Origin of the sequence: Sphaerotilus natans, assembly GCF_900156335.1 — a bacterium.
GTDB classification, from domain to species: Bacteria; Pseudomonadota; Gammaproteobacteria; order Burkholderiales; family Burkholderiaceae_C; genus Sphaerotilus; species Sphaerotilus natans.
In genome coordinates, this window is sequence record NZ_FTMZ01000039.1 from 1 (window position 1) to 12,107 (window position 12,107).

At 66.2% G+C, this 12,107-nt stretch carries 10 protein-coding genes and 1 tRNA gene; 2 read left to right on the top strand and 9 right to left on the bottom strand.

All coding sequences use genetic code 11. The annotated features are described in order from the left end of the window. Window positions 1–242, bottom strand: a 242-nt coding sequence (locus tag BW996_RS20515; RefSeq protein WP_375136230.1) for an electron transfer flavoprotein subunit beta/FixA family protein, incomplete at its 3' end; no start/stop codon positions are given. Window positions 243–462: 220 nt separating this feature from the next. Here BW996_RS20515 and murI point away from each other — a divergent pair. Then, a complete protein-coding gene (murI, locus tag BW996_RS20520) occupies window positions 463–1,302 on the top strand; it encodes a glutamate racemase (protein ID WP_310732030.1) in 840 nt (279 codons plus the stop codon). A gap of 69 nt (window positions 1,303–1,371) precedes the next feature. On the opposite strand, the gene ftsH is transcribed toward murI, so the two are convergent. Next, window positions 1,372–3,276: an ATP-dependent zinc metalloprotease FtsH gene (ftsH, locus tag BW996_RS20525; RefSeq protein ID WP_037477621.1), complete on the bottom strand. Its 1,905-nt coding sequence runs from the start codon at window positions 3,274–3,276 to the stop codon at window positions 1,372–1,374. Between the two features lie 217 nt (window positions 3,277–3,493). After that, the gene (locus tag BW996_RS20530) at window positions 3,494–4,174 is read right to left on the bottom strand and encodes an RlmE family RNA methyltransferase (RefSeq protein WP_037477623.1); all 681 of its coding nucleotides are present in this window, start codon (window positions 4,172–4,174) and stop codon (window positions 3,494–3,496) included. Window positions 4,175–4,195: 21 nt separating this feature from the next. On the opposite strand from BW996_RS20530, the gene BW996_RS20535 reads away from it, so the two are divergent. Next, a complete protein-coding gene (locus tag BW996_RS20535) occupies window positions 4,196–4,678 on the top strand; it encodes a YhbY family RNA-binding protein (protein WP_037477625.1) in 483 nt (160 codons plus the stop codon). 72 nt (window positions 4,679–4,750) lie between these two features. Here BW996_RS20535 and BW996_RS20540 read toward each other — a convergent pair whose 3' ends face one another. The 6 genes from BW996_RS20540 to BW996_RS20565 form a co-directional block, all read right to left on the bottom strand. Beyond that, window positions 4,751–5,197, bottom strand: coding sequence for a DUF4149 domain-containing protein (locus BW996_RS20540; protein WP_037477627.1), 447 nt, complete (start codon window positions 5,195–5,197; stop codon window positions 4,751–4,753). A 26-nt stretch (window positions 5,198–5,223) separates the two neighbouring features. After that, window positions 5,224–5,700: a transcription elongation factor GreA gene (gene greA, locus BW996_RS20545; RefSeq protein ID WP_037477629.1), complete on the bottom strand. Its 477-nt coding sequence runs from the start codon at window positions 5,698–5,700 to the stop codon at window positions 5,224–5,226. A 119-nt stretch (window positions 5,701–5,819) separates the two neighbouring features. Further along, window positions 5,820–9,098 (bottom strand): carbamoyl-phosphate synthase large subunit, encoded by a 3,279-nt coding sequence (gene carB, locus BW996_RS20550; RefSeq protein WP_037477631.1) that lies wholly within the window; start codon window positions 9,096–9,098, stop codon window positions 5,820–5,822. Further along, window positions 9,091–10,278, bottom strand: coding sequence for a glutamine-hydrolyzing carbamoyl-phosphate synthase small subunit (carA, locus tag BW996_RS20555; RefSeq protein WP_037477633.1), 1,188 nt, complete (start codon window positions 10,276–10,278; stop codon window positions 9,091–9,093). The genes carB and carA overlap by 8 nt, the downstream gene beginning before the upstream one ends. Before the next feature lie 219 nt (window positions 10,279–10,497). Next, window positions 10,498–11,919 carry a replicative DNA helicase gene (gene dnaB / locus BW996_RS20560; RefSeq protein ID WP_037477636.1) on the bottom strand — a complete coding sequence of 474 codons (1,422 nt, stop codon included), beginning with the start codon at window positions 11,917–11,919 and terminating at the stop codon, window positions 10,498–10,500. 112 nt (window positions 11,920–12,031) lie between these two features. Further along, window positions 12,032–12,107 (bottom strand) — tRNA-Gly (locus BW996_RS20565).

Sequence of the window (12,107 nt, forward strand, 5' to 3'; positions counted from 1 at the left end):
TCGGCACCGATCGCCATCGCCGTGCGCAGCGTCTCCTGGCACTGGCTCACGCCGCACGACACCGCCACGATCTCCGTGACGATGCCCTTCTCCTTCAGCCGCACCGCTTCCTCGACGGCAATCTCGTCGAACGGGTTCATGCTCATCTTCACGTTGGCGATGTCCACGCCGGTGCCATCGCTCTTCACGCGCACCTTCACGTTGTAGTCGACCACCCGCTTGACGGGTACGAGTGCCTTCATGCGAGGTTCTCCAAAGTCTGCATGCTGTAGATGGGGAGCCGGATTTTAGGGTCCGGCTCGGGTGAAATTGCGACGGATTGTGGCACCGTCGCCTCAGAAAAGCACGACCGTTCGATTCTAGGATGAAAACGGCGACGTTTCCGGGTCACGCACTTCGGGATCTCCCTGAAAAGGCGGCTGCTAGACTGGCCGACCGACCTTGCCAGCCTGTCTTTCTGCCGTGATCACGTCGACTGCCTGCCCTCCCTCCGCGGCCACCGCACGCATCGGCGTGTTCGATTCCGGGCTGGGTGGACTGTCGGTGCTGCGCGCGATCCGTTCGCTGCTGCCGACGGCCGAGCTGATGTACGTGGCCGACTCCGGTCATGCGCCCTACGGCGAGCGCGGCGACGCGCATGTCATCGCCCGGTCGCGTGCCATTGCCGCCTTCCTGCGCGAGCGCGGCGCCGATCTGCTGGTCATCGCCTGCAACACCGCGACCGCGGCGGCCGTCTCCGCGCTGCGCCAAGACCATCCGGTCTGGCCGATCGTCGGCGTCGAGCCAGGCATCAAGCCGGCCGCCGGACTGACACGCAACGGCCGCATCGGCGTGATGGCCACCACAGGCACGCTGCGCAGCGAGCGTTTCCGGCTGCTGGCCCAGGCCCACGCGGCGCATGTCGACCTGCGGCTGCAGCCCTGCCCCGGCCTGGCCGCGGCCATCGAAGGCGGCGAAGTCGATTCGCCCGAGGTCAAGGCCAGGGTCGCCGAACACTGCACACCGCTGCGCGAGCAGCAGGTCGACACCGTGGTGCTCGGCTGCACCCACTATCCCTTCGTCGCCCATCACATCCAGGCCGAACTCGGCCCGATGGTCAGGCTGATCGACACGTCGGACGCGGTCGCTCGGCGCACACGCCATCTGTGCGAATCGCTGCCAGCCCGAGCCGCACTGCCGCTGGCAACAGCTGCCGATGCAGCCAAGCTGTGGACCACCGGCGAACAGGGCAGGCTGGAGAGCTTCGCCAGGCGCTGGCTGGATTTCGCCTGGCAGGCAGACGCAGCGGTGATTCCAGACTGAAGCAGGAAGACAAACGGGGCCCTCGGGCCCCGTTCGCGTCGGTCCGGCTTGCGCCGTCCGTTCAGATCATCACGCAGTGGCAGCGGCGTTGCCGGAGCTGATCGACGGATTCGACGGGCCTCCCGGACGGCCAACCGTCGGAGTCCAGTCCTTCGGCGGCCGCGGCGGACGACCGTTCATGATGTCGTCGATCTGCTCGGCATCGATGGTCTCCCAGTCAAGCAGGGCCTTGGCCATGACATGCATCTTGTCCTGGTGCTCCTCGATCAGGCGACGCGCCAACGCGTACTGCTCGTCGATGATGCGACGGATCTCACCGTCGACCTTCTGCATCGTCTGCTCGGACATGTTGGTGGTCTTCGTGACCGAGCGGCCAAGGAAGACCTCGCCCTCGTTGTCGGCGTAGACCATCGGGCCAAGCGCATCGGTCATGCCATAACGGGTGACCATGTCGCGAGCGATCTGGGTCGCACGCTCGAAGTCGTTGCTGGCGCCGGTGGTCATCTGGTCCATGAAGACCTCTTCGGCGATGCGGCCGCCAAAGAGCACCGAGATGGTCGAGAGCATGCGGCCCTTGTCCATGCTGTAGCGGTCGCCTTCGGGCAGCTGCATCGTCACGCCCAGCGCACGGCCGCGCGGGATGATCGTCACCTTGTGCACCGGATCGGTCTTGGGCAGCAGACGCGCCACCAGCGCGTGGCCGGCCTCGTGATAGGCGGTGTTCTTGCGCTCTTCCTCGGGCATGACCATGGACTTGCGCTCGGGGCCCATCATGATCTTGTCCTTGGCCTTCTCGAAGTCGACCATGTCGACCACACGCGCATTGCGGCGGGCGGCGAACAGGGCTGCCTCGTTGACCAGGTTGGCCAGATCGGCACCGGAGAAGCCCGGCGTACCACGCGCAAGGATGTCGGCACGGATGTCCTGGCCGATCGGAATCTTGCGCATGTGCACGTTCAGGATCTGCTCGCGGCCACGCACGTCAGGCAGCGTCACATAGACCTGGCGATCGAAGCGGCCCGGGCGCAGCAGCGCAGGATCCAGGATGTCCGGCCGGTTGGTCGCCGCGATCACGATGACGCCGAGATTGGTCTCGAAGCCATCCATCTCGACCAGCATCTGGTTCAGGGTCTGTTCGCGCTCGTCGTTGCCGCCGCCCAGGCCCGCCCCACGATGGCGACCGACCGCATCGATTTCATCGATGAAGATGATGCAGGGTGCATTCTTCTTGGCCTGCTCGAACATGTCGCGGACGCGGGCCGCACCGACACCGACAAACATTTCGACGAAGTCGGAGCCAGAGATCGAGAAGAACGGCACCTTGGCTTCGCCGGCGATCGACTTGGCCAGCAGCGTCTTGCCGGTGCCCGGAGGGCCGACCATCAGCACGCCACGCGGGATGCGGCCACCGAGCTTCTGGAACTTCTGCGGATCCTTGAGGAAATCCACCAGTTCCTTCACCTCTTCCTTGGCCTCGTCGCAGCCGGCGACATCGGCGAAGGTGACCGAGTTGTTGGTGTCGTCGAGCATGCGCGCACGGCTCTTGCCGAAGCTGAACGCCCCGCCCTTGCCGCCGCCCTGCATCTGGCGCATGAAGTAGACCCACACGCCGATCAGCAGCAGCATCGGGCCCCAGGAGATCAGCAGGCTGGTCAGCAGCGAGGGCTCGTCACGCGGCTTGACGCGGAACTTGATGCCGTTGTTGATCAGGTCACCGACCAGACCGCGATCCAGATAGGTGGCCGTGGTGCGAATGCGCTTGTCGTCGGTGGTCAGCGCCTCGATCTCCGCGCCGCCCGGATTTTCCTGCAGGACCACCTCCCGGATGCGCTTGGCGCGGACCTCCTCAAGGAATTCCGAGTACCCGATCTGGTTGCCGGCGGTGGCCGTGCGGTCGAATTGCTTGAAGACAGTGAACAGCACGAGGGCGATCACCAGCCACACAGCGACTTTGGAGAACCATTGATTGTTCACCGCGGCTCCTTCATTGATCCAATCTCCTGCCCGATTCGCGGGCTCTGCATCCGGTCCCGACAGCAGGACAGATGCACCAACGCGGTAGATGTGGACGATTCTAGTCCAGTCAACCCCCCCGCCCCTGACGAAATGCCCGGAAGACCTTGTGCCCCGGGGTAAAAGTCATGGACGACATCGACACGAGACACCGCGCCGACAAGATCGTTGCCATTTTTCAGGCCGACCTGCGCTTGAGACCGATGCCGACCAGAAAGGTTTCGGAAGATTTGTCCCGCGAGGCCTTCGGCTTGAACGGCTTGACGACCCGGAAATGCTGGCGGAACAACTCGACGAGCTGCGCGTACCCACCACCATGGAAGACCTTGCAGACCAGCGCCCCGTCAGGCTTCAGATGCGACTGCGCGAAGTCGATCGCCAGCTCGATCAGCAGCTCGACCCGTGCCGCATCGGTCACGCCGACGCCCGAGAGATTGGGCGCCATGTCGGAGACGACCACATCCACCGACCGGCCGCCCAGCATGCCCACCAGTTGCTGCAGGACCGCATCCTCGCGGAAGTCGCCCTGGATGAAGTTCACGCCCTCGATCGGCTCGAACTCCAGCAGATCCAGCGCAATGATCGTGCCGTCGAGCTCGCCGACGGCTGCCCCTCCGGCGCCGGCCTCCTTCGGCGCGAAGCGCCGACGCAGATACTGGCTCCAGGCCCCCGGCGACGCCCCCAGGTCGACCACCACCTGCCCGGGCCGGATCAGGTGAAAGGTCTCGTCGATCTCCTTGAGCTTATAGGCCGCACGAGAGCGATAGCCCTCCTTCTGCGCCTGCCGCACATAGGGGTCGTTGACGTGCGCGTTCAGCCACGCCTTGTTGATTTTCTTGCTCTTGCTGTCGATCTTCATGCTAGGAACGATAATAGAGGCATGGCTGCCATCCAACTGACCCCGGCCCAGCGCAAGGAACATCGCGCTGCGGCCCATCACCTCGATCCCGTCGTCATGATCGGATCCGAGGGCCTGACCCCTGCCGTCCTCAAGGAGACCGATGCTGCGCTGAAGGCGCACGGACTGATCAAGGTACGCGTCTTCAGCGACGACCGCGGTGCGCGCGAGGGCCTGCTGGTCCAGCTCGCGCACGAGCTCGATGCCGCGCCGATCCAGCATATCGGCAAGCTGCTGGTGCTGTGGCGCCCGCTGCCCGAGAAGGAGCGCGCCGAAGAGCGCAGCGAAGACCGCCGTGCCGCCGCGCCGCGCGTCGTCAAGCTGCTGACCTTCTCGAAGAGCGGCTCGCACCGCGCGCAGATCAAGAAGGTCACCATTCTGGGCAACCAGCGCCTGACCACCGGCGGTCTCGTCAAGCGGGCCAAGACCCGCATCACCAGCACCAAGAAGCGCCAGCAGGACTGAGCCGCGCCAAGCCCGTCGCGAAGAAGAGCAGCCCCCCCGCAGCATCTCATCGCTGCGGGGGGCTGTGCGTTTTCAGGCAGGACTCTCGCCCGCCGCGCGCCAGACCATCCCGAGCAGCAGCAGGCCCTTGACCAGGAACAGCGTGCTCGAAGCGCCATGCAGCGCGCCGAAGCTGAAGCTGCCCTGCCCCAGCCGCGCCGCCTCCATCATCGGCTGCAGCGCAAAGAAGCCCAGCACGGTGCAGAACAGCGCGCCCAGCACCAGCAGCAGGTTCAGCGACATCACCGAACCTCGGCCCGCGGCCATGCGCAGCGAAGCCAGCCGGCGCTCGATCAGGAACAGCGCCACCGCCAGCCCCAGGCCCGCATGGGCCTCGATGCGGAAGAGCTGACCGGCGATGCGGCCGGCCTCGGTACGCTCGAGCATCGCGAACAGCGTCGGCGCTACTGCCGCGCCCAGCGTGGCGATCAGACCGAGCCACAGCGCGGCCAGCAGCGTGCGGATGCGACACAGCAACATCGGCTCTCCTTGCCCCGCCCTGCCACTCAGCAGTAGCGGACTTCGATGATCTCGTAGTTCTTCAGGCCGCCGGGCGCGTTGACGGTGGCGACATCGCCGGCTTCCTTGCCGATCAGCGCACGCGCGATCGGCGAGCCCACCGAGATGCGCCCGAACTTGATGTCGGCCTCGTCCTCGCCGACGATCTGATAGGTGACCGCGTCGCCGCTTTCTTCCTCTTCCAGATCGACGGTGGCGCCGAACACCACCTTGCCACCGGCATTGAGCGAGGCCGGATCGATCACCTGACCGACCGACAGCTTGGCCTCGACCTCGAGGATGCGGCCCTCGATGAAGCCCTGCTTGTCCTTGGCGGCGTCGTACTCGGCGTTCTCGGACAGGTCGCCCTGGGCGCGGGCCTCGGCGATCGCCTGGATGACCGCCGGGCGTTCGACGGTCTTGAGGCGGTGCAGCTCTTCCTTCAGCAGCTCGGCGCCGCGCTTGGTCAGCGGAATCGTGGCCATGGGTGTTCTTCGATCGGTCGGGTATCAACAAAAGCGAACCGCCGCCTGCTTCCTTGCGGAAGGCCGGCGGCGGCACGGGGCTGCGCGGGCAGGCACAGCCCGCGCAGTTTAGTTCAGTTTCAGCCGAGCTCGGCGTGCAGTTCCTGCAGCGACACGACGCTCAGGCCGTGCTGGTGCTTCAGCGCCTCGGTGGCGGCCTCGCAGCCGGCCATCGTGGTGTAGTAGGTCACCCGGTTGGCCAGGGCCGCGGTGCGGATGTGGCGCGAGTCGGCAATCGCGGTGCGGGTCTCGTCCACGGTGGTGAAGACCAGCTGGATCTCGCCGCCCTTGATCATGTCGACGATGTGGGGGCGACCGTCCTTGAGCTTGTTCACCACCTTGACCGGCACGCCACCGGCGGCGATGGCCGCAGCGGTGCCCTTGGTCGCGACGATGCCGAAGCCGAGCGCGTGCAGGTCGCGCGCCACGCCGACGGCACGGGCGTGATCGCTGGCCTTGACCGAGATCACCACGTTGCCGCTGCGCGGCAGGCGCGAGCCCGCGCCGAGCTGGCTCTTGAGCATCGCCTCGGCGAAGGTCTTGCCCGTGCCCATGACCTCGCCGGTCGAGCGCATCTCGGGGCTCAGGATCGGATCGACGCCGGGGAACTTGTTGAACGGGAAGACCGCTTCCTTGACGCTGAAGTACGGCGGCACGATCTCGCGCGGCGCCTCGCCGTTCAGGGCCTTCTGGTCGGCCAGCTTCTGGCCGGCCATGCAGCGCGCGGCGATCTTCGCCAGCGACTGGCCGGTGGCCTTCGAGACGTAGGGCACGGTGCGCGAGGCGCGCGGGTTCACTTCCAGCACGTAGACGGTGCAGGCGTCGAGCCCGCCGGTCACGTCGCCCTGGATGGCGAACTGCACGTTCATCAGGCCGATCACCTTCAGGGCCTTGGCCATCAGGGCGGTCTGGCGGCGCAGCTCGTCCTGCAGCACGGCGCTGAGGGTATAGGGCGGCAGCGAGCACGCCGAGTCGCCCGAGTGGACGCCGGCCTGCTCGATGTGCTCCATGATGCCGCCAATCATCACGTCGCCGCTGGCGTCGGCGATGCAGTCGACGTCGACTTCGACCGCGTCATCGAGGAAGCGGTCGAGCAGCACCGGCGACTTGTCGGAGACGCGCACCGCTTCGCGCATGTAGCGCTCGAGGTCCTTGTCGCCGTGCACGATCTCCATCGCGCGGCCGCCCAGCACATAGCTGGGGCGCACGACCAGCGGGTAGCCGATCTCGTTGGCCAGCGCGATGGCCTCGCTCTCGGCGCGGGCGGTGCGGTTGGGCGGCTGCTTGAGGTCCAGCGCGTGCAGCAGCTTCTGGAAGCGCTCGCGGTCCTCGGCGATGTCGATCGAGTCCGGCGTCGTGCCGATGATGGGCACGCCGTTGGCTTCCAGGTCGAGGGCGAGCTTCAGCGGCGTCTGGCCGCCGTACTGCACGATCACGCCGACCGGCTTTTCCTTGTCCACGATCTCCAGCACGTCCTCGAGCGTCACCGGCTCGAAGTACAGGCGGTCCGAGGTGTCGTAGTCGGTCGAGACCGTCTCGGGGTTGCAGTTGACCATGATGGTCTCATAGCCGTCCTCGCGCATGGCGAGGGCGGCGTGGACGCAGCAGTAGTCGAACTCGATGCCCTGGCCGATGCGGTTCGGGCCACCGCCCAGCACCATGATCTTCTTCTTGTCGGTCGGCTCGGCCTCGCACTCGCCGTCCGTGCCCTCGTAGCACGAGTACAGGTAGGCGGTCTGCGTGGCGAACTCGGCCGCGCAGGTGTCGACGCGCTTGTAGACCGGGCGCACGCCCAGGGCCTGGCGCGCGCGGCGCACGTCATGCTGGTTCGAGCCCAGCAGCTTGCCCAGACGCTTGTCGGAGAAGCCCTTCTTCTTCAGGAAGCGCAGCTCGGCGGCCGACAGGCTCTCGATCGTGCGGCCCTTGAGCTGGGCTTCGGTCTGGATGATCTGCTCGATCTGCGCCAGGAACCACGGGTCGATCGCGGTTTCCTCGAAGATCTCGTCGAGCGTCAGCCCCAAGCGGAAGGCGTCGCCGACGAACAGGATGCGCTCGGGGCCGGGCTCGCCGATCTCCTCGATGATCTCGTCGCGGTCGGTGGAGCGCTCGGTCAGGCCGTCGATGCCGGTCTCCAGACCGCGCAGCGCCTTCTGGAACGACTCCTGGAAGGTGCGGCCCATGGCCATCACCTCGCCCACCGACTTCATCTGCGTGGTCAGGTGCGCATCGGCGGCCGGGAACTTCTCGAAGGCGAAGCGCGGGATCTTGGTGACGACGTAGTCGATCGAGGGCTCGAAGGACGCCGGGGTCGCGCCGCCGGTGATGTCGTTCTTCAGCTCGTCGAGCGTGTAGCCCACCGCCAGCTTGGCGGCGATCTTGGCGATCGGGAAGCCGGTGGCCTTCGACGCCAGCGCCGAGGAGCGGCTCACGCGCGGGTTCATCTCGATGACGACCATGCGGCCGTCCTTCGGGTTGATGGAGAACTGGACGTTCGAGCCGCCGGTGTCCACGCCGATCTCGCGCAGGATCGCGATCGAGGCGTTGCGCAGCAGCTGGTACTCGCGGTCGGTCAGCGTCTGGGCCGGGGCCACGGTGATCGAGTCACCGGTGTGGATGCCCATCGGGTCCAGGTTCTCGATCGAGCAGACGATGATGCAGTTGTCCGCACGGTCGCGGACCACTTCCATCTCGTATTCCTTCCAGCCGATGAGGGACTCCTCGATCAGCAGCTCGTTCGTCGGCGACAGGTCGAGGCCGCGCTTGCAGATCTCCTCGAACTCCTCCGGGTTGTAGGCGATGCCGCCGCCGGTGCCGCCCAGCGTGAAGCTGGGGCGGATCACCATCGGGAAGCCGGCGCCGCCGACCTCGGCCTGGATGGCCTTCTGGACGGCCCAGGCCTCTTCCATCGAGTGCGCGATGCCGGACTTGGCCGAGCCCAGACCGATCTTGGTCATCGCGTCCTTGAACTTCAGGCGGTCCTCGGCCTTCTCGATCGCGTGCTCGTTGGCACCGATCATCTCGACCTTGTACTTGTCGAGCACGCCGTGCTTGTGCAGGTCGAGCGCGCAGTTCAGCGCCGTCTGGCCGCCCATCGTCGGCAGGATCGCGTCGGGGCGCTCCTTGGCGATGATCTTCTCGACCACCTGCCAGGTGATCGGCTCGATGTAGGTGACGTCGGCCGTGGCCGGGTCGGTCATGATGGTCGCCGGGTTCGAGTTGACCAGGATGACCTTGTAGCCTTCCTCGCGCAGGGCCTTGCAGGCCTGGGCGCCGGAATAGTCGAACTCGCAGGCCTGGCCGATGATGATCGGGCCGGCGCCGATGATGAGGATGGATTTGAGGTCGCTGCGCTTAGGCATTCTTCTTCTCCGCTTGCTTGTCGTTCATCAGCGCAGTGAAGCGGTCGAACAGGTAGGCGATGTCGTGCGGGCCGGGCGAGGCTTCCGGGTGGCCCTGGAAGCAGAAGGCCGGACGGTCGGTGCGGGCCAGGCCCTGCAGCGTGCCGTCGAACAGACTCACATGCGTCGGGCGCAGGTTGGCCGGCAGCGTGTCGGCATCGACCGCGAAGCCGTGGTTCTGGCTGGTGATCGACACGCGGCCGGTGTCCAGATCCTTGACCGGGTGGTTGCCGCCATGGTGGCCGAACTTCATCTTGAAGGTCTTCGCGCCCGAGGCCAGCGCCATGATCTGGTGGCCCAGACAAATGCCGAAGGTCGGGATGCCGGTCTCGATCAGTTCCTTGGCCGCAGCGATCGCGTAGTCGCAGGGCTCCGGGTCGCCGGGGCCGTTCGACAGGAAGATGCCGTCCGGGTTGAGCGCCAGCACCTCGGCCGCCGGGGTCTTGGCCGGCACGACGGTGACCTTGCAGCCGCGCTCGGCCAGCATGCGCAGGATGTTGCGCTTGACGCCGAAGTCATAGGCCACGACATGGAAGCGCGGCGCGGTCTGCTCGCCGAAGCCGGGCCCGCCGGCCTCGGTCGTCAGGCGCCATTCGGTCTCGGTCCAGACCTCGGTGGCGGCACGGGTCACGACCTGGGCCAGGTCCTGGCCGGCCATGCTCGGCGCCGAGCGCGCCAGCGCGACCGCCTCGTCGATCATGGCCTGCGTCACGACGGTGTCAGCCGTGAACGACATGATGCAGCCGTTCTGCGCGCCCTTCGTGCGCAGGACGCGCGTCAGGCGGCGGGTATCGATGTCGGCGATGGCCACCGTGCCCTCGCGGACCAGGTAGTCGGTCAGCGTCAGCGTCTGGCGGAAATTGGAAGCGCGAACGGGCAGATCCTTGATGATCAGACCGGCGGCATGGACTTTCGAGGCCTCGACATCCTGCTCGTTGACCCCATAGTTGCCGATGTGCGGATACGTGAGCGTCACGATCTGCCGGCAATAGCTGGGGTCAGTGAGGATTTCCTGATAGCCGGTGATCGAGGTGTTGAACACCACTTCACCGACCGTGTGACCGGCAGCGCCGATCGAGGTACCAAGAAAGACCGTGCCGTCTGCGAGGGCGAGAAGGGCGGGAGGCAGGACGGGCAGCACGGGAACTCCGATGTGGGCAAGCCCAGCGCGGCATCGGAGCTCGGCGGTCAACCAGATCGTCCACGAGATCCAGCACATGCCGGATCCGGGGGGTTGACGCCGCGATGGCGCTGGGCTGCGTTGTTGGCGGACAAACCTGAGGATTATAGCCGGATCGGGGTTTACCCGGCCAGCCCCTGTCACTGCTCGGAAACCAGAAGCCCGCACCCTCAAGTGCGGTCAGTACTCGTCGCCGTAGCTGCCTGGCGCCAGGTTCTCGAACTTGGTCAGCGGCTTCATGAACGCCAGCTTCACGGTGCCGACCGGGCCGTTGCGCTGCTTGCCGATGATGATCTCGGCCACGCCCGGCTCCTTCGAGTCCTTGTTGTAGTACTCGTCGCGGTAGATGAACATGATGACGTCGGCATCCTGCTCGATCGCACCCGATTCCCGCAGATCCGACATCATCGGTCGCTTGTCGGTGCGAGTCTCGACCGAGCGGTTGAGCTGCGACAGCGCGATCACCGGGCAATGCAGCTCCTTGGCCAGCGCCTTCAGGCCGCGCGAGATCTCGGAAATCTCGGTGGCCCGGTTCTCGCCGCTGCTGGAGGCCGAGCCGCTCATCAGCTGCAGGTAGTCGATGACGATCAGGCCGAGCTGGCCGAACTGGCGGGCCTGACGGCGCGCGCGTGCGCGCACTTCGCCCGGCGTGAGCGCCGGCGTCTCGTCGATGAACAGGCTCACGCCGTGCAGCAGGTCGAGCACCTCCGAGAGCCGCCCCCATTCGTCGTCGGTCAGCGCACCGGTGCGCAGGTGCTGCTGGTCGATGCGCCCGAGCGAGCCCACCATCCGCAACGCCAGCTGCGACGCGCCCATTTCCATCGAGAACACGACAACCGGCTTGCGCTCCTTCACCGCGACGTGTTCGGCGATGTTGAGCGCGAAGGCGGTCTTGCCCATCGACGGCCGTGCCGCCAGGATGATCAGGTCGCCACCCTGCAGGCCGGCCGTCATCCGGTCGAGATCGATGAAGCCGCTGGCCACGCCGGTCACGTCGCCGGCGCCGCTGTCGGCCAGCTCCTGGACACGGTCGATCAGCTGCACCACCAGATTGTCGAGCGAATGGAAGCCCTGCTTGTTGCGGGAGCCCTCCTCGCCGATCTTGAAGATCTTGGCCTCCGCCTCGTCCAGGATGGCCGACACGGCCGCACCCTGAGGATTGAGCGCCCGCGTGGCGATCTCGTCGCTGGTCTCGACCAGGCGACGCAGGATCGCGCGCTCGCGCACGATCTCGGCATAGCGGCGCAGATTGGCCGCGCCCGGCACGCTGTTGGCCAGCGCATTCAGATAGGCGAGCCCCCCGACCTCCTCCGCCTTGCCCAGGCTCTGCAGCCGCTCGAAGACCGTGATCACGTCGGCCGGACGACTGCCGCTGACCAGCGACATGATCGCGGTGTAGATCAGCCGATGCTCGTAGCGGTAGAAATCCGATTCGCTCAGCACATCGCCGGCACGGTCGGAGGCGCTGTTGTCGAGCAGCAGACCGCCGAGCACGCTCTGCTCGGCCTCGATCGAATGCGGCGGCACGCGCAGACGCGCGACCTCGTCGTCAGTGCCGCGCGAGCCGGAAGAAGGAAAGTAGCCGGGGATCTGGGAAGACATGGCGCAATGATAGGCACCTGCGTGCCGGGCAAGCACACCGACAACGCGACATGGCCCACCGAGGATGATGGGACAAAAAAAAGAGTCGCCCGATGGACGACTCTTTTTGTGTTGGAGCGGGAAACGAGGCTCGAACTCGCGACCTCAACCTTGGCAAGGTTGCGCTCTACCAACTGAGCTATTCCCGC

Excerpts from the sequence above, each read along its gene's own strand:
- BW996_RS20530 (WP_037477623.1), bottom strand. The coding sequence starts at position 4,174 with ATGAAGATCGACAGCAAGAGCAAGAAAATCAACAAGGCGTGGCTGAAC.
- BW996_RS20535 (WP_037477625.1), top strand. The coding sequence starts at position 4,196 with ATGGCTGCCATCCAACTGACCCCGGCCCAGCGCAAGGAACATCGCGCT.
- BW996_RS20540 (WP_037477627.1), bottom strand. The coding sequence starts at position 5,197 with ATGTTGCTGTGTCGCATCCGCACGCTGCTGGCCGCGCTGTGGCTCGGT.
- greA (WP_037477629.1), bottom strand. The coding sequence starts at position 5,700 with ATGGCCACGATTCCGCTGACCAAGCGCGGCGCCGAGCTGCTGAAGGAA.
- carB (WP_037477631.1), bottom strand. The coding sequence starts at position 9,098 with ATGCCTAAGCGCAGCGACCTCAAATCCATCCTCATCATCGGCGCCGGC.
- dnaB (WP_037477636.1), bottom strand. The coding sequence starts at position 11,919 with ATGTCTTCCCAGATCCCCGGCTACTTTCCTTCTTCCGGCTCGCGCGGC.